Source organism: Streptomyces sp. NPDC089915 (assembly GCF_040684675.1).
Taxonomy (GTDB): domain Bacteria; phylum Actinomycetota; class Actinomycetes; order Streptomycetales; family Streptomycetaceae; genus Streptomyces.
Genome location: NZ_JBFBGN010000028.1, coordinates 1 through 17254, shown reverse-complemented (window position 1 = coordinate 17254; position 17254 = coordinate 1). Strand labels below are relative to the sequence as shown.

15 protein-coding genes are annotated in these 17254 nt (G+C 73.7%); 9 read left to right on the top strand and 6 right to left on the bottom strand.

What is annotated here, in order from left to right:
* Window positions 1-224: 224 nt before the first annotated feature.
* The 3 genes from AB0O29_RS11805 to AB0O29_RS11795 are packed head-to-tail and all read left to right on the top strand — an operon-like array spanning window position 225 to window position 3458.
* Entirely contained in the window at window positions 225-1106 is an 882-nt protein-coding gene (locus AB0O29_RS11805; protein ID WP_365149869.1) for an alkaline phosphatase family protein, read from the top strand.
* A 2-nt stretch (window positions 1107-1108) separates the two neighbouring features.
* Window positions 1109-2371, top strand: a complete 1263-nt coding sequence (locus tag AB0O29_RS11800; protein ID WP_365149866.1) for an MFS transporter — start codon at window positions 1109-1111, stop codon at window positions 2369-2371.
* Window positions 2372-2429: 58 nt separating this feature from the next.
* Window positions 2430-3458 (top strand): hypothetical protein, encoded by a 1029-nt coding sequence (locus AB0O29_RS11795; protein ID WP_365149863.1) that lies wholly within the window; start codon window positions 2430-2432, stop codon window positions 3456-3458.
* Between the two features lie 93 nt (window positions 3459-3551).
* Here the strand turns inward: AB0O29_RS11795 and AB0O29_RS11790 are convergent, their stop codons facing one another.
* Window positions 3552-4238 carry a GNAT family protein gene (locus tag AB0O29_RS11790; protein WP_358893244.1) on the bottom strand — a complete coding sequence of 229 codons (687 nt, stop codon included), beginning with the start codon at window positions 4236-4238 and terminating at the stop codon, window positions 3552-3554.
* Window positions 4239-4378: 140 nt separating this feature from the next.
* Here AB0O29_RS11790 and AB0O29_RS11785 point away from each other — a divergent pair, with 140 nt between their 5' ends.
* From AB0O29_RS11785 to AB0O29_RS11775, 3 genes are all read left to right on the top strand, one after another.
* Window positions 4379-5185, top strand: a complete 807-nt coding sequence (locus AB0O29_RS11785; protein ID WP_365149860.1) for an alpha/beta hydrolase — start codon at window positions 4379-4381, stop codon at window positions 5183-5185.
* Window positions 5186-5299: 114 nt separating this feature from the next.
* Entirely contained in the window at window positions 5300-6553 is a 1254-nt protein-coding gene (locus AB0O29_RS11780) for an MFS transporter (RefSeq protein WP_365149857.1), read from the top strand.
* A 49-nt stretch (window positions 6554-6602) separates the two neighbouring features.
* Window positions 6603-7280 carry a (2Fe-2S)-binding protein gene (locus AB0O29_RS11775; RefSeq protein ID WP_365149854.1) on the top strand — a complete coding sequence of 226 codons (678 nt, stop codon included), beginning with the start codon at window positions 6603-6605 and terminating at the stop codon, window positions 7278-7280.
* 54 nt (window positions 7281-7334) lie between these two features.
* On the opposite strand, the gene AB0O29_RS11770 is transcribed toward AB0O29_RS11775, so the two are convergent.
* Both AB0O29_RS11770 and AB0O29_RS11765 read right to left on the bottom strand, forming a co-directional pair.
* Window positions 7335-9104, bottom strand: coding sequence for a S8 family serine peptidase (locus AB0O29_RS11770; protein WP_365149851.1), 1770 nt, complete (start codon window positions 9102-9104; stop codon window positions 7335-7337).
* Window positions 9105-9498: 394 nt separating this feature from the next.
* Window positions 9499-10866, bottom strand: a complete 1368-nt coding sequence (locus AB0O29_RS11765; protein ID WP_365149848.1) for a cation:dicarboxylase symporter family transporter — start codon at window positions 10864-10866, stop codon at window positions 9499-9501.
* Window positions 10867-10970: 104 nt separating this feature from the next.
* Here AB0O29_RS11765 and AB0O29_RS11760 point away from each other — a divergent pair, with 104 nt between their 5' ends.
* The gene (locus tag AB0O29_RS11760; protein WP_365149845.1) at window positions 10971-12584 is read left to right on the top strand and encodes a sensor histidine kinase; all 1614 of its coding nucleotides are present in this window, start codon (window positions 10971-10973) and stop codon (window positions 12582-12584) included.
* Window positions 12581-13285: a response regulator gene (locus AB0O29_RS11755; protein WP_365149842.1), complete on the top strand. Its 705-nt coding sequence runs from the start codon at window positions 12581-12583 to the stop codon at window positions 13283-13285. Before AB0O29_RS11760 ends, AB0O29_RS11755 begins: the two co-directional genes overlap by 4 nt.
* Here the strand turns inward: AB0O29_RS11755 and AB0O29_RS11750 are convergent.
* Both AB0O29_RS11750 and AB0O29_RS11745 read right to left on the bottom strand, forming a co-directional pair.
* Window positions 13240-14088, bottom strand: a complete 849-nt coding sequence (locus AB0O29_RS11750) for a tyrosinase family protein (RefSeq protein ID WP_365149839.1) — start codon at window positions 14086-14088, stop codon at window positions 13240-13242. The two genes, AB0O29_RS11755 and AB0O29_RS11750, sit on opposite strands and share 46 nt — an antisense overlap.
* Window positions 14088-14480 (bottom strand): tyrosinase family oxidase copper chaperone, encoded by a 393-nt coding sequence (locus AB0O29_RS11745; RefSeq protein ID WP_365149837.1) that lies wholly within the window; start codon window positions 14478-14480, stop codon window positions 14088-14090. The genes AB0O29_RS11750 and AB0O29_RS11745 overlap by 1 nt, the downstream gene beginning before the upstream one ends.
* Window positions 14481-14777: 297 nt before the next feature.
* Here AB0O29_RS11745 and AB0O29_RS11740 point away from each other — a divergent pair, with 297 nt between their 5' ends.
* A complete protein-coding gene (locus tag AB0O29_RS11740) occupies window positions 14778-16169 on the top strand; it encodes a glutamate decarboxylase (protein ID WP_365149834.1) in 1392 nt (463 codons plus the stop codon).
* 28 nt (window positions 16170-16197) lie between these two features.
* Here AB0O29_RS11740 and AB0O29_RS11735 read toward each other — a convergent pair.
* Window positions 16198-17254: helicase associated domain-containing protein (locus AB0O29_RS11735; RefSeq protein WP_365149831.1), on the bottom strand; the 1057-nt coding region annotated here is incomplete at its 5' end.

Genomic DNA, 17254 nt, shown 5'->3' with positions numbered 1-17254 from the left:
TGCTTCCGTTCGAATGATGAACGATAGTGCCTCGGGGTTCCCTATTTTTCCTTTTCTTGACGGTCCAGGGGGTAGGGCATTGCCCATCGCCTGTACGGCGCACGGAGTTCCCCTGCTGTTACCCGCGCGTCCCTGGCTCATGCACATGCCCCTGGGTATGGTGCGTCCGCGCCGCCGCCCCCAAGACTTCCCCCATGTGCCCGGAGGTACCTTCCGTGTTTGGCATGACCATTTCACGGCCCCGCCGCAAGACCGCCCTGGCCACCGCCTTCGGCGTCACCGCCGCGGGCGCCGCCCTGTGGGCCGGCCTCGGCAGCGCGCAGCCCGCGCACGCCGCCGGCCTGCCCGCCCCCGACCACACCGTCGTCGTGGTCTTCGAGAACCACGCCTACAACCAGGTCATCGGCAGCTCCAGCGCCCCGTACATCAACTCCCTGAAGGCCGGGGGTGCCAACCTCACCCAGTCCTTCGGCATCACCCACCCCAGCCAGCCCAACTACATGCAGCTCTTCTCGGGCTCCAACCAGGGCGTCACGGACGACAGCTGTTACACCCCCGGCTTCAGCTCCGCGCCCAACCTCGCCTCCGAGCTGATCGCCGCCGGCAAGAGCTGGGGCAGCTACAACGAGACCCTCCCCAGCCAGGGCTCCACCACCTGCTCCAGCGGCAAGTACGCCCGCAAGCACAACCCCTGGTTCGCCTTCTCCAACGTGCCCACCGGCACGGCGAAGACGATGACCCAGTTCCCGACGGACTTCACCACCCTGCCCAAGGTGTCCTTCGTCGTCCCGAACCTCTGCAGCGACATGCACGACTGCTCCGTCGGCACCGGCGACACCTGGCTCAAGAACAACCTCAAGGCCTACGCGGACTGGGCCAAGACCCACAACAGCCTCCTCGTCGTCACCTTCGACGAGGACAACCGGCTCGCCGGCAACCAGATCCCGACCGTCCTCTACGGCCAGCCCGTGACCCCGGGCGCCACCTCGGCCACCACCTACAACCACTACGACATGCTGCGGACCCTGGAGGGCCTGGCCGGGCTGACCACCCACGCCGGGAACGCCGCCACCGCCAAGGACATCACGGGGATCTGGGCTTCCTGACCATGTACGTCGCGGACAGTCGCGGTACCCCCGCGCCCGCCGTGGCCCCCGAGACGCAGGCCGTCGCCCCGGGCACCAGCCCGGGGCGGCGCGCCGCCCTCGCCCCCACGGTGCTCGCCCTGGGCACGGTCAGCCTGATCACCGACGTCTCGTCGGAGATGGTCACGGCCGTGCTCCCGCTCTACCTCGTCGCCGGACTCGGGCTCACCCCGCTCGGCTTCGGCCTCCTCGACGGGGTCTACAACGGCGTCAGCGCCCTGGTCCGCCTCACCGGCGGCCACCTCGGCGACCGGCTCGGCCGGCACAAGGCGCTCGCCGGCATCGGCTACGGCCTCTCCGCCCTGTGCAAGCCGCTGCTGCTGCTCGCCCACACCCTCCCCGCCATCGGCGCCGTCCTCGCCCTGGACCGCACCGGCAAGGGGCTGCGCACCGCCCCGCGCGACGCGCTCATCTCCCTGGCCGCCGCCCCCGAGGAGCGCGGCCGGGCCTTCGGCGTGCACCGGGCCATGGACACCGCCGGCGCGCTCATCGGACCGCTCCTGGCCTTCCTGATCCTGCGCGGCGCCGCCGACGGATACGACGCCGTCTTCACCGTCAGCGCCTGCGTGGCCGCCCTCGGCGTACTGGTGCTCGTGCTCTTCGTCCCCGGCCGCCGCACGGCCCCCGCACCCGACGCCGCCCCCGTCTCGCTGCGGGCCTCCCTCGGCCTGCTGCGCCGCCGGGACCTGCGCCGCACGGCCCTGTGCGCCCTGCTGCTGGGGCTGTGCACCGTCAGCGACGCCTTCGTCTTCCTGCTGCTGCAGAAGGCCACCGGGATCGCCGACCGCTGGTTCGCCCTGCTGCCGCTCGGCACCGCCGCGGCCTTCTTCCTGCTGGCGATGCCGCTCGGCCGCCTCGCCGACCGCGTCGGCCGCCGCGGGGTCTTCCTCGGCGGCCACGTCGCGCTGCTGCTCGCGTACGGACTGCTCCTCACCGGCGCCGCCCACCCGGCCCTGCCGTACGCGGTCCTCCTGCTGCACGGCGCCTTCTACGCCGCCACCGACGGCGTGCTGATGGCCGAGGCCGCCGGAGCCGTGCCCGAGGAGCACCGGGGCGGCGGGCTCGCCCTCGTCCAGACCGGCCAGGCCCTCGCCCGGTTCGCCGCCTCGCTGGGCTTCGGCGCCGCCTGGACCGTCTGGGGCCCCCGGCCCGCCCTCGCGGTGGCCGCCGTCCTGCTCGCCCTCGCCGTCGCCGGCTGCGCCCGGCTGAGGCCCGACGGGACCTGACCCCCGGCCGCCGCCCGCACCACCGCGTCCCCACACGAGAAAGACCGAAGGCCCCCACATGACCCTCCAGCGCCGGATCCTGATCCTGGTCTGCGCCGTCGTCCTGCTCGCCGCCGTCGGCGTGATCGCCGTGGCCCGGGCCGGGTCGCGGGCCGACGAGAAGGACCAGGCCCGGCCCGGCGGCCCGCAGATCACCCCCGGCGCGGTCTCCCTCGCCCCGGGCGACGGGGGCCGGCGGATGGTCTTCCGGAACATGGCCTGGGGTCCGCACCGCGACGAGCTCGCCTCCGTCCCGGCCGCGGCCCCCGACGGCCCCCGCACCTCCTCCGGGGTCAAGTGCCTGCGCTTCTTCGCGGCCGCCGGCACCGGGATCTGCCTCCGGTCGGACAAGGGCGGGGTCCAGGAGAGCTACCGGGCGGTCGTCCTCGACGCCGGCCTCAAGGAGGTCGCCTCCCGCCCCCTCGCCGGGATCCCCACCCGCGCCCGGGTCTCGCCGGGCGGGCACCTGGTCGCCTGGACGGTCTTCGTCGGCGGGGACTCGTACGCGGGCACGAACTTCTCCACCCGCACCTCCCTGCTCGACCTGCGCACCGGGAGGTACGACGCCTCCCTGGAGGACTTCACGGTCCTCATGGACGGGAAGACCTACCGGAACGCGGACGTCAACTTCTGGGGGGTCACCTTCGCCGCCGACGAGCGGACCTTCTACGCGACGCTGGCCACCGGCGGCCGCACCCACCTGGTCCGCGGCGACCTCACCGAGCGCACGGTGACCGTCCTGCGCGACAACCTGGAGTGCCCCTCGCTCTCCCCGGACGGGACCCGGCTGGTGTTCAAGAAGCGGGTGCCGGGACTGCCCGAGGACGCCCCCTGGCGGCTCTACGTGCTGGACCTCGCCTCCATGAAGGAGACCCCGCTCGCCGAGGAGCGCAGCGTGGACGACCAGGTGGTGTGGACCGACGACGGGACCGTCGTCTACTCGCTGCCCGGGGACTTCGGCGCCGACCTGTACTCCGTACCGGCCGACGGCAGCGGCGCGGCGTCCCGGGTGACGGCCTCGGCCCTCGCCCCGGCCTTCCTCGGCTGAGCGGCCGGGGAGGGCGGGAACGAGGGCCGGGGAGTCCCGCCGCGCGGGGCGCGGCGGGACGCGGATCCGGGCGGGCGGGAGCCCGCAGGACCGTTACGCCGGAATCAGCGTCTTGCGCCGGCGGCGGCGGGGCGCGGCCGCCGACATGCGCAGTTCGATGATCGAGCGGACCGTCGGCCACTCCTCGTCGAGGATCGAGTAGAAGGCCGTGCTGCGCACCGCGCCGTCCAGCCCCCGCGAATGGGCCCGGCGGACCCCCTCGCAGGTGAAGCCGAGACGTTCCATCGCGGCCCGCGAGCGCCCGTTGCGGGCGTCCGCCCGCAGCGAGATGCGGCGCACGCCCCAGGTCTCGAAGGCGTGGCGCAGCATGAGCAGCTTGGCCTCGGTGTTGATGCCGGTGCCCTGGGCGGCCGGGGACAGCCAGGTGTTCCCGATCTCGGCCGCGTCGGGGATCGCCGTCGCCGGATCCCCGAAGGGGACGCCGGGCACGGCGGGCCAGACGAGCGGCCCCTGCCAGTAGTCGAGTTCCAGGAACCGGGTCGACCCGACAACCCGCCCGTCAGAGGCTCTGACCACGGCGAACGCAAGGGATCGACCCGCTGCCTGATCGGAGAGGGCGCGGTCGATGTACTCGTGGGACGCCTGCAACCCGTGCGGCACGGGAGTGAAGGCGTAAGTCGTACGATCCTCGGCCCCGGCCACGGCCAGGGCCTCGGTGTGGTGGGGGGCGAGGGGCTCGAGCCGCACGGAGCGGCCGGCGAGGAGTACGGGTACGGGCACGGAGCCTTCGGTCCTTCTGGGCGGTGGGGTGGTTGCACAGTCTGCGTCCCTGACGTCACCCCCCGCGCAAAACGCGGGTGAAAGGCAACGGGCTGTCAGGTGAACGCGAGTGGCTCAATGTAGCCCCTTAGGGTCCTCTCATGAACCCCCAATTTGGCAATGGCGCAAAGTGTGTTTTCGATGACTTTGGACCGGCGGCCGGCGAGCCCGTGATCCTGATCCACGGACACCCGTTCAACCGGTCGATGTGGGCCCCGCAGGCGGCCGCCCTGGCCGCCGCCGGCTACCGCGTCATCGCCCCTGACCTGCGGGGATACGGGGACAGCCCGGCGACGGAGGAGAAGACCCCGCTCGCCGCGTTCGCCGACGACCTGGCGGGGCTCCTGCGGGACCTGGATATCGAACAGGCGGTCGTCGGGGGAGTGTCCATGGGCGGGCAGATCGCGATGGAGACCAGGTTGCGCCACCCGGGGCTCGTGAGGGCCCTCGTCCTCTCCGACACCTCCCCCGTTCCGGAGACCCGCGAGGGCGCAGAGTTCCGCCGGGCGACCGCCGAGCGGCTCCTCGCGGAGGGGATGGGTCCGTACGCCGAAGAAGTCATTGACAAGATGCTGGCGCCCTACAACGTCACCGGCCAGCCGGAGGCAGCCGCCCGGGTCAGCGCCATGATGCGGGCCACCGACCCGCGCGGCGCCGCCGCCGCGCTGCGCGGCCGCGCCGAGCGGCCGGACTACCGGCCCGTGCTCGCCGCCCTGCCCGCGGAGGTGCCCTGCCTGGTGCTGGTGGGCGCCGACGACGTCTACACCCCGGTCGCCGAGGCCGAGGCCCTCTGCGCCCTGGTGCCGCACGCGCGGCTGGAGGTGATCGAGCGGGCCGGGCACCTGCCGGGCGTGGAGCGGCCGGAGGAGTTCAACCGGGCGCTGCTGGAGTTCCTCGGCGGCCTCTGAGGGGAGCCTCGGGGCACCGCCGCCGCGCGGGGTCGTGCGGGTGGTGAAGTGGCCCACCTGACAGACTGCCGATCGGCCCACTCCGGCGGGCCGCCGCGGTGATCCAATGGACCGGTGACGATACGGTTCCTGCCCGCGCCCGGCGCGCCCCGCCGCCTGGCCGCCGCCCAGTTGAGCAACTCCGTCGGCGACGGCGCCTACTACGTGTGCTCCGCTCTCTACTTCACCCGCGTCGTGGGCCTCTCGCCCGCCCAGATCGGCCTCGGCCTGACCCTCGCCTGGGCGGTCGGCTCGGTCGCCGGGGTACCGCTGGGGGCCCTCGCCGACCGGCGCGGGCCGCGCGGCACCTCGGTGGTGCTGGCGCTGGCCACCGCCGCCTCGGTGGCCTCGTTCCTGTTCATCCGCTCCTTCGGGGCGTTCCTGTGCGCCGTCGTCCTCTACGCCGTCTCCCAGTGCGGGCTCGCGGCCGCCCGGCAGGCCCTGCTCGCGGGCCTGGTGGCCCCCGGGGAGCGCACCGGGGTGCTGGCCCACCTCCAGTCCACCCTCAACGCCGGGCTGGCCCTGGGCGCGGCCCTGGGCGGGCTGGCCCTCGGCGCCGGCACCGAGCGGGCCTACCTCGTGGTGTTCGCCCTGGACGCGGTGAGCTTCCTGGTCTGCGCCGCCGTGCTGCGCGGGCTGCCCGCGGTGGCGCCCGCGCCCGGCCGGGCGGCGGGGGAGCCGCGCCTGGCGGTGCTCCGGGACCGCCCGTACGCCGTGGTCACCCTGCTCAACGCCGTCCTGCTGCTGCGGATGCCGCTGCTGAGCCTGGCGATCCCGCTGTGGATCGCCGAGCGCACCCAGGCCCCGGGGTGGCTGGTGTCGGCGCTGTTCGTGCTGAACACCCTCGCCGTGATGCTGTTCCAGGTGCGGCTGGCCCGGCCCGTCACCGACCTCGACAGCGCCGGGCGGGCCCTGCGGGTCTCCGGCGTCGTCATGGCCCTGTCCTGCGGGGTGTTCGCCGTGTCGGCCCTGCCCTCCTCGGGGTGGGCGGCGGCCGCCCTGCTGGTGGCGGGCGCCGCGCTGCAGGCCGACGCGGAGATGCGGCAGTCGGCCGGGTCCTGGCAGATCGGCTTCTCGCTGGCCCCGGCCGAGCGGATCGGGCAGTACCAGGGCTTCTTCGGCACCGGTGTCCCGGTGGCCCGGACCCTGGGCCCGCTGCTGCTGACCGCGCTGCTGCTGATGTGGGGGATCCCCGGCTGGCTGCTGCTCGGCGGCCTGCTGCTGGCGGCCTCGTACGCCATGGGCCCGGCCTCCCGCTGGGCGCGGGCGAAGGCCCGGGTCGACGGCGGGCGGGTCAGTCCCGAGACGGCCTCGCCCGGGCTCTCCTGACCCCCTCCCGGCGCGCCGGGGCGGCGACGGGCCCTGCGATCATGCGGGGATGGAACTGGACGACGTACTGGGCAGGCTGGAGGCCGTCGGCCCCTTCTTCACCGTCCCCTGCGGCGAGGAGCCGCCCGGACCGGGCTTCCGCCCGCTGACGGAGCTCTACGGGGAGCGCCTCGGCGCGTACGTCGACGAGGTGGGCCGGCGGATCGGCACCGGGCCGGGCCGGGTGGCGGCCTCGACCGCGCAGTTCGGGATCGTCTCGCGGCTGTGGTCGGTGGGGCTGGGCTGCGCCGCCCTGGGCGGTCGGGTGCCGGACCTGGCCCCCGACCGGGTGTGGTGGCGGCTGCCCGACGGCGGCTCGCTGGGGCTGTGGCTGCCCGCGCCGGCCGCCGTCCTGCCGGCGGAGGACCTCGGGGAGACCGTGCTGGGCAACCTGGCCGTGCTGGACGGGGCGCTGCGGCGGGCGTACGGGGTCTCCGAGCGGGTCCTGCGCGGCAACGCGGCCTCCGGGCTGGTCGGGGCCCTGCGCGTGCTGCTCGACCGGGTGCCGGGGCAGCGGGCCGTGGAACTGGCGGCCGGTCTGCTGGCCGAGGGCGGGGCCCTGGCGGGCACGGGCGAGTTCGTCCACGAGGAGGGCCTCGGGGTGGCCTTCGTCCGGCGCAGCTGCTGCCTCTACTACAAGGTGCCCGGTGGCGGGCTGTGCGGGGACTGCGTGCTGCGGACCCGGTAGCGCGAAGGGGCCGTCCGGGAGTTGCCTCCCGGACGGCCCCGCTCGCGGTCCCGACTAGAAGGTCAGGTTCCAGGAGTCGATCTTGCCGGTGTCGCCGCCCGCGTTGTCGTTCACGCGCAGCTTCCAGGTGCCGTTCGCGACCTCCGAGGAGGCGTTGACGGTGTAGGTCTGGTTGATGTTGTCCGTGCCGCCGCCGGCCCGGTTGTGGACCGTGTAGACGGTGCCGTCGGGGGCGACCAGGTCGACCTTCAGGTCACCGATGTAGGTGTGGACGATGTTCACGCCGACCTTGAGGGTGGCCGGGGCGTTGCCGGTGACGCCGGTGACGGTGATGGGGCTCTCCACCGTGCTGTTGTCGGCGATGGCGAAGTCCGCGGTGTTCTCGAAGTACTTGCCCGCGGGCGGGGTGGCGCCGACCGCCTTCAGGGCGTCGACCTGGCCCTCTCCGAAGAAGGAGTTGTTGGCCGTGGTGCCGGTGCAGCGGCCGTCGGCCGGGCAGGCGATGTCGTTGGCCTGGGCGGCCAGCTTGTCGCGGATCTGCGCCGGGGTGATGCCCGGGTTGGCGCTGGCGATCAGCGCGGCGACGCCCACCACGTGCGGGGTGGCCATCGAGGTGCCGCTCTTGGTGCCGTACTTGCCGCCCGGCAGCGTGGAGTAGACGTCCTGGCCGGGGGCCGCGACGTCGATGACGCCCTGGCCGAAGTTGGAGAACGAGGCCTTGGTGGTGCCGGTGCCGTTCGCCGCGACCGTGACCACGCCCGGGAGCTCGGTCGGGATGTCCAGGCAGGCGTTGGTGATGGTGCGGGTGACCGGCGTCGAGTCGTTGGGGCTCGCGGTGTCGGTCGTCTTGTGGGCGAGGTCGTAGTTCTCGTTGCCCGCCGCGGCGATCTGGAGCGAGCCCTTGCCCTCGGCGTACTCCTGGGCGCGCTTGACGCCCTCGATGATGGCGGCCTGGTCGATGTTGTCCGGGCAGTTGAACTGCCACGGGTCGGTGTAGTAGCTGTTGTTGGTGACCTTGAAGCCGTGGTCACCGGCCCACACGAACCCGCAGATGGTGTTCTCGGCGAAGAAGAACGAGTTGCCCGGCTCCGCGACGCGGACGGCGGAGATCTTCACGCCCGGGGCCACGCCGACGACGCCCTTGCCGTTCTTGGCGGCGGCGATGGTGCCCGCGACGTGGGTGCCGTGCGTGTCGACGTCACGCCACGCGCCGGCCCGGGTGTCGGGCTTGCCGTAGGCGCAGGAGACGGAGTCCGCCGCGTTGAAGTTGGGCGCCAGGTCCTGGTGCTGGTCGTCCACACCGGTGTCGAGGATGCCGACCTTGACCGACGCGGAACCGGGGTTGACGGCCCAGGCCTGGTCGGCCTTGATCTGCGTCATGTCGGCCCGCGCGGGCTCGCCCGCCGGGGTGGTGGCCTGCGCCGGGTTGGCGGGCAGCGCCGGGTCGTAGGCGTCGGCGGGGACGTCCGAGGTACGGGTCGCGCCGACCTGCTGGACCCCGCTGACGGCGCGCAGGGCGCCGGCGAAGGAGGCCGAGGAGGAGTGGGCGACGATCACGCCGATCTGGTCGAAGTACGAGAAGACCGTGCCGCCGTTGGCGGTGACGGCCGACCGCACCGCCGAGCTGTCGCCCGGGGCGGTGATCACGAGGTAGGCACGGGTGCCGGCAACCCAGGTCGCACTCTGGGAAGAAGCCGGGGCCGAGGCCTTGGGGGCCTTGGGCGCCACCGCGACGGCGGAGCCCGAGGGGCCGACGGGAGCGGTGCCGGCGAGTGCGGCGGGGGCTCCGAGGGTGAGGGCCGCGCCCAGGGCGGCAGCCACCACCAGGGCACGTCGAGGTCGACTGGATATGTGGGGTATCAAAACGTCCTCCGATGACCCGGCGGCGGTGCTGGTGGCACCTACCGGGTCGTACGAAACGAGTGGTGGACGCAAGATGTCAGACGCGCGGCCCCGGAGGGAAGTACCTTTTTGCCGCCCCCGACTTGAGACCGGCTGGCCGAAACTCGACCTTCTGCGGAGGGTGTTGGGCGTTCTGGGCCGTTCGTCGCACTTGCGCCCGCATCCGGACGCACGGCATCCGGACGCACGGCGTACGGGCGCACGGCGTACGGAGCGGCCCGGCGCCGCGAGGAGGGGGCGGGCGCCGGGCCGGGGCCGGCCGGGCTGGGCACCGTGGGGGCGAGCCCTGCCCGGCCGGGTTCAGCGGGTGGGCCGGTCAGACCGGCACACCGTCCTTGGGGCCCGCCGAGGGGCCGGGGAGGGGGGCCGGGGGGTCGGCGGGGGCCGCGCCGTGCCCGTCGTCCACGAGGACGGACTCGTCGAAGGGCAGCCGTCCCGCGAGGACCTCGGCGGCCCGCTCGCGGTCGAACTCCTTGGTCCAGGCGCCGATCAGGACCGTCGCCACCGCGTTGCCCGCGAAGTTCGTCAGCGCCCGCGCCTCGCTCATGAACCGGTCGATGCCCACGATCAGCCCGACCCCGTCCACCAGCTCCGGCCGGTGCGACTGGAGCCCCCCGGCCAGGGTGGCCAGTCCGGCCCCCGTGACCCCGGCCGCGCCCTTGGAGGCCACGATCATGAAGAGCAGCAGGGAGATCTGCTCGCCCAGGGCCAGCGGCTTGCCCATGGCCTCCGCCACGAACAGCGAGGACATCGTCAGGTAGATGGCCGTGCCGTCCAGGTTGAAGGAGTAGCCGGTCGGCACGGTGATCCCGGTGACCGGCCGGGAGACGCCCAGGTGCTCCATCTTCGCGATCAGCCGGGGCAGCGCCGACTCCGAGGAGGAGGTGGACAGGATCAGCAGGAACTCCCGTCCCAGATAGCGCAGCAGCGCGAAGACGCTCACGCCCGTGCACAGCCGCAGCAGCGTGCCCAGCACCACGACGACGAAGATCAGACAGGTGGTGTAGAAGCCGATCATGATGACGGCAAGGGACTTCAGCGCGTCGATCCCGGTCGCCCCGACCACCGCCGCGATCGCCCCGAACGCGCCCACCGGCGCCGCCCACATGATCATCGCCAGGACCCGGAACACCAGCTTCTGCACGTGCCCGATCCCGCGCAGCACCGGCTCGCCCGCCGGGCCCATCGCCTGGAGCGCGAACCCGCACAGCAGCGCCACCAGCAGCGTCTGGAGCACCTGGCCCCCGGTGAAGGCCGACACCAGCGTGGTCGGGATGATCCCGAGCAGGAACTCCGGCGTGCTCTGCGCCCCGCCCGCCTTGGCCTGGGCCTCGCCGGCGTGCCGGGCGGCCTCCGTCAGGTGCAGCCCGCTGCCGGGCTCCAGCAGGTTCCCGACCACGAGCCCGATGGCCAGCGCGACCGTGGACATGACCATGAAGTAGCCGAGGGCCAGGCCGCCGACGGCGCCCACCTTGGCGGCCTTGCGGACCGAGCCGATCCCCAGCACGATCGTGCAGAAGATCACCGGCGAGATCATCATCTTGATCAGGTTGACGAAGCCGGTGCCCAGCGGCTTCAGCTCGACGGCAGTGCCGGGTGCGGCGAAGCCCACGGCGATGCCGAGCAGCACCGCGGCGATCACCGCGATGTAGAGGTAGTGCGTTCTGTCGCGTCTGGCGGCCACGTTCGCTCCCGGTGGTGAATGCGTTCCGGGAGACCATCGCCCACCCTGTGACCCCGGTCACCCTTGCGTTCATTGAGTTCACGGCCCGGTGCACACTGAGCGCCATGTTCCGCTTCCCCCGGCCGCCCCGGAGCCTCGCCGGCCAGCTCTTCGCCATGCAGGTCCTGCTGGTCGCCCTGGTCGTCGCAGGCTGCGCCGTCTTCGCGTACGCGACCGCCCGCGACCAGGCCGAGGACGCCGCCCGGCGCCAGGCCGGGGCGGTGGCCCGGGCCGTCGCGGACTCGCCCTCCGTGCGCGAGGCCGTCCGGGAGGGCGCGCGCTCCGGGACCGACCCCTCGGCCGCGCTCCAGCCGTACGCGGAGCGGGTGCGGGCGGACGCGGACGTGGACTTCGTGACGATCATGGCCCCGGACGGGCGGCGCTGGACCCACCCCGACCCGCGTCGCATCGGCGAGCGCTTCCTCGGCAACACCGCCCCGGCCCTGCGCGGCGAGACCTTCAGCGAGACCTACACCGGCACCCTCGGCCCGTCCATCCGCGTGGTCACCCCGCTCGCCGGCCCGGACGGGGCGGTCGTCGGCCTGGTCAGCGCCGGGATCACCGTCCGCGCGGTCAGCGCCCGGCTCGCCCGCCAGCTCACCGCCCTGGCCTGGGTGGCGGCCGGGGCGCTGGCGCTGGGCGGCGCGGGCACGTACGTGGTCAACGCCCGGCTGCGCCGGCACACCCACGGGATGGACGCGGCCGGGCTGAGCCGGATGTACGACTACCACCAGGCGGCCCTGCACGGGGTCCGGGAGGGGCTGCTGATGCTCGACGGCCACCGCAGGATCACCCTGATCAACGACGCGGGCCGGGAACTCCTGGGCCTGTCCGGCGAGGTCACCGGCACCGGCGCGGACGCCCTCGGGCTGCCCGCCCCGCTCACCGGGGCCCTGCTCGCGGACCGGCCCCGGGTCGACGAGGTGCACCTGACGGCGGACCGGGTGCTCGTCGTCAACAGCGCCCCGGTCGCGGGCGGCGGCCGCCGCGGCACCGTGGTCACCCTGCGCGACCACACCGAACTCCAGGCCCTCACCGGGGAACTGGACCACGAACGCGGCTTCACCCAGGCCCTGCGCTCCCAGGCCCACGAGGCGGCGAACCGGCTGCACACCGTGGTCTCCCTCATCGAACTGGGCCGCAGCGAGGAGGCGGTGGAGTTCGCGACGGCCGAACTGGAGCTGGCCCAGGCCCTGACCGACGAGGTCGTCACCGCCGTCGGCGAGCCGGTGCTGGTCGCCCTGCTGCTCGGCAAGGCCGCCCAGGCGCACGAGCGCGGCATCGAACTGCACGTCACCCCGGACAGCGGCGCCATCGACGCCGGGCCGGGACTGCCGCCCGCCCGCGACCTCGTCACCGTCCTCGGCAACCTCGTCGACAACGCCCTCGACGCCCTCACCGGGGTACCGGGCGGCCGGATCGCCGTCACCGTGCGCCGGGACGCCGACGCGCTGCTGCTGCGGGTCGCGGACAACGGTCCCGGGCTGCCGGAGGGGGTGGACGTCTTCCGGCGCGGCTGGTCCGGCAAGGGGGAGGGGCGGGGGCTGGGCCTGGCCCTGGTCCGCCAGGTGGCCCACCGGCACGGCGGCGCGGTGGAGGCGGGCGACGCCCCCGCCGGCGGCGCCGCGTTCACGGCCCGCCTGCCGCTGCCGCTGCCCGTCGCGGGCGGTGCGGCATGAGCGCGCCCGTCCGGGTCCTGGTCGTGGAGGACGACCCCGTCGCCGCCGACGCCCACGCCCTCTACGTGGGCCGGGTGCCCGGGTTCACCGCCGTGGCGGCCGTCCACACCCTCGCCGAGGCCACCCGGGTGCTGGAGCGCACCCGCGTCGACCTGCTGCTGCTCGACCTCACCCTGCCCGACGGCAACGGGCTGCGCTTCGCCCGGGGGCTGCGCGCCGCCGGGCATCCCGCCGACGTGATCGCGGTGACCTCGGCGCGGGACCTGGCCGTGGTCCGCGAGAGCGTCTCCCTGGGCGTCGTCCAGTACGTGCTGAAGCCCTTCGCCTTCCCCACCCTGCGCGAACGGCTGCTGCGCTACGCCGAGTTCCGGGCGGCGGCGGCCGGCGAGGCCGTGGGCCAGGACGACGTCGACCGGGCGCTCGCCGCCCTGCGCGCGCCCGCCGCCGCACTGCTGCCCAAAGGGCTCAGCGCCCCGACCCTGGACCGGGTCGCGGCGCTGTTGCGGACGGCGTCCGAGGGGCTCACCGCGGCGGGGGCGGCCGGGGCGGCCGGGATCTCGCGGATCACCGCCCGCCGGTACCTGGAGCACCTGGTGGACACCGGCCGCGCGGACCGTGCCCCCCGGTACGGCCAGGTCGGCCGCCCCGAGCTGCACTACCGCTGGCGTGCGGCGGAGGCGGGCTCGGTGTCGAAGGTGTAGAACTTCCGGTGGTCGAGCATGTCGGCCGGGGTCACGTCGTTCCAGGGGCGCATGGTGTCGCGCAGGTCGATGACGTTCGGGGTCCCGGCGGCCGGCAGGTACGGCGACTTCGGGTTCTTCGCCTGCCAGTCGGCCCACAGCTTGTCCACGAAGGCGTGGTGCATCCAGAACACGGGGTCGTTCGGGGAGACGCCGGTGCCCATCTGGCCGCCGACCCACACGTGCACCCGGTTGTGCAGGTTGGCCCCGCGCCAGCCCTCCAGGTTGTTGCGGAAGCCGTTCGAGGAGCTGTTCCAGGGGGCCATGTCGTAGACCGGCATCGCCAGCACCGCGTCGACCTCGGCGCGGGTCGGCAGCTCGGCGACGCCCTCGCCGAGCGCGCGGCGCAGGTAGGAGCGGCCGTCCACGCGGACCGAGATCTCCCACTTGCCCGTCGCGTACGCGAACGGGCCGTCCATCACCTGTCCGTCGCGGGCCCGCCCGGTGCCGCCGAGGAAGTCGCCGGCCCAGAGGGAGGAGCGGGCGGTGCGGTCGGCGGTCCAGTCCCAGTACGGGAGCGAAACGCTCTTGTCCACCGCCTGAAGAGCCGCCTCGAACTCGAGGAGAAAGCGGCGGTGCCACGGGAGGAAGGAGGGGGAGCGGTGGCCGACGCGCTCGCCCGAGTCGGTGTCGCTCATGATGAACGCGTTGTGGGTCGTCACGAAGCGGTCGTAGCGGCCGGTCCGCTTCAGTTCGAGCAGCGCGTTGGTGAAGGCGCGCTTCTCCTCGGCGGTCAGCGTGGCCTGGTTCTTGCGCACGGTCATCACATGCCGCCCATCTGCATCGGGGCCAGCTGGGAGCCCTGGAGTTCACGGACGGCGGCCCGCGCCAGCGAGGCCGGGTCGGAGTACGTCTCGTAGTGGTTGACCACGCTGATCCAGGTGCCGTCGGCGTTCTGCATGACGTGCAGCTCGCGGCCGTCTATCCGGACGGTCGGCAGGCCGGCGCCGCCGTGGTGGCCGCCGTGGTGACCGCCGCCCGCGGCGGGGGCTATCTGGATGCGGCGGCCCATGTACACCTCGTCGACCGTGCCGGCCGGGGTGGTGGCGGCACGCGAGTCGGTGGCGGCGGCGTGCGCGGTGGCGCCTGCGATGCCGAGGACGGTGAGAGCGCCGGCGGTGGTGCCCAGGGCCTGCCGGCGGGTGATCTTGTTCATGGCCGAAGAACTATCAGCGCCCGGACGGGAGTTGGCCGGAATCCGGACATCGGCCGATAAGTTCTATGTAGAACAAATTAAATGATCTTCCCGTCCGGACCGGCTCCAGTGGGCCGGACGGGAAGATCTGCGGTGTTCATACTACCTGACGGTAAGTTTTGCGGTCCGACGGTATGGATGTGGACGGGGTCACTCTCCGCAGTCGGCCGGAAGCAATGCCGGAATCCGCCATTCCCGATCAGTCCTCAAGGGTCCCTGAAGTCCGATTTCAAGCGTTCTACCCCATATAGTCCGAACATGGCTCTTCATCAGACGAAGGACACCCACGGCGAGGACGCCGACACGGACGTCTTCGCGTCCGCCCTGAGCGGCCAGGTCCTCCCCAAGTACCGGATGCCGGAAGACCACTCGTCCTCCGAGGTGGTCTACTCGCTCCTCCACAACGAGCTCCTCCTCGACGGCAACGCCGCCCAGAACCTCGCCACCTTCTGCACCACCTGGTCGGACGACGGCGTGCACCGGCTGATGAACGAGTGCCTCGACAAGAACATGATCGACAAGGACGAGTACCCGCAGACCGCCGAGATCGAGGCCCGCTGCGTCAACATCCTGGCCGACCTCTGGAACGCCCCGCCCGGCACCACCGGCACCGGCTGCTCCACCACCGGCTCCAGCGAGGCCGCCATGCTCGGCGGACTCGCCCTCAAATGGCGCTGGCGGGCCCGCCGCACGGCCGAGGGCAAGCCCGCCGACCGCCCCAACCTGGTCTGCGGCCCCGTCCAGATCTGCTGGGAGAAGTTCGCCCGCTACTTCGACGTGGAACTGCGCCAGGTCCCCCTGGAGCCCGGCGCCACCGGCCTGCGCCCCCATCAGCTCGCCGCGCACGTGGACGAGAACACCATCGGCGTCGTCGCGATCCTCGGCGTCACCTACACCTGCGACTACGAACCCGTCGCCGAACTCGCCGCCGCCCTCGACCGGATCCAGGAGGAGCACGGCTGGGACGTCCCCGTCCACGTCGACGCCGCCAGCGGGGGCTTCGTCGCCCCCTTCCTCCACCCCGACGTGGTCTGGGACTTCCGGCTGCCGCGCGTGGCCTCCGTCAACACCTCCGGCCACAAGTACGGGCTCGCGCCGCTCGGCGTCGGCTGGATCGTGTGGCGCACCGCCGACCTGCTGCCCGCCGAACTCGTCTTCGACGTGGACTACCTCGGCGGGGACATGCCCACCTTCGCCCTCAACTTCTCCCGCCCCGGCGGCGAGGTCATCGCCCAGTACTACCTCTTCCTGCGCCTGGGCCGGGCCGGCTACCGCCGCGTCCAGCAGGCCTGCGCCGACACCGCGCAGTACCTGGCCCGCGAGATCGAGGGCCTCGGCCCCTTCACCCTGCTCTACGACGGCCGGGGGGCGCTGCCCGCCGTCTCCTACACCCTCACCGACCCGGGCGGGGCCGGGTTCAGCCTCTACGACCTGTCCGACCGGCTGCGGATGCGCGGCTGGCAGGTGCCCTCGTACCCGCTCCCGGCCGACCGCGAGGAGACCGTCATCCAGCGCGTCCTGATCCGGCACGGGGTCACCCGCGACCAGATCGCCCTCCTCGTCGAGGACCTGCGCCGGGCCGTGGCCCACCTGCGCGCCGTCCCCCAGCTCGCCCCGGCCACCCCGAGCCGCTCGGGCTTCCACCACTGACTCGGGCTTCCATCACTGGGGAGACGGTTCAGCCTGCCGCCGGCCAGCGCATCCCCAGGGCCGTCAGGGCGGCCGCCCGCTCCGGGGTCAGCGCCGCCGCCCGGGAGCGCTGGTTGGAGATCCACGAGCCCAGCCGCAGCTCCCGCCCGCCGACCCGTTCCACGTGCGTGCGCGGCACCCTCAGGTGCCCCTCGCGGGCGTGGAACCGCCGGGCCGCCTCCAGGTGCCCGGCCCAGGCGTCGGCGTGGCTGCGCCGCGGCGGCGGCCGCTCGTCCTCCCCGGCCGGGTCCAGCCCCAGCGCGTGCTCCAGCAGCCACCGCTGCGCGAAGGCCAGCCGCTCCCAGCCCAGCCGCTGGGCCCGCACCCACAGCCCCAGGTCCTCGCCCTGCACCACCACCCGCCCCGGCCCGGACGGGATCCGGCCGCCGGCGTCCAGATGGGCCCGGGTCAGCCGGAAGCCGCGCTGCCAGCCGATGTCCCAGGCCGGGCACCAGGACGGGTCGATCTCCTCCAGGGCCTCGCGGCGCTCCCGGGGCAGCGCGCCCGGCCCCTCCCGGCGGGCGGCGGCCCGGTTGTTCTTCACCCACACCCCGACCGGCACCCCGTGCCAGGTGGCGTCCACCGGCGGCAGCAGGTGCCCGTGCTCGGCGGCCCAGGAGCGGGCCGCCGCGAGCCCCTCGTCGAAGGCCACGTCGAAATGGCTCCACACCATCCCGAGCTCGTCCAGCTCGCGCGTCCGCTCCCGGCCCAGCGCCCCCCGCCGGTAGGTCCGCCGGGCGTCCGCGATCCACTGGCCGAGCGGGAACCCGGCCAGCGCCGCCGGCCACTCCTCGTGGTCCGCCGGAACCCGGTACGCGAACGGCACCTTCAGGTCCCCGGCCCCGGCCGCGTAGATCCGCGCCGCCTCCGCCCCCCGCCGCCACCGGGTGTGCTCGGGGTTGAGCACCCGCAGCCGGATGAACGCCGCCAGCAGCGCCGGGTCGCGGGGCGGGGTGTTCGCCGGGCTCGACGGGGTCACGTCGGCGGAGACGGCGCTGCTGATGCGGACGTACAAGCGGGCGGGCATCGCCGGCTGAGCGCCCCGG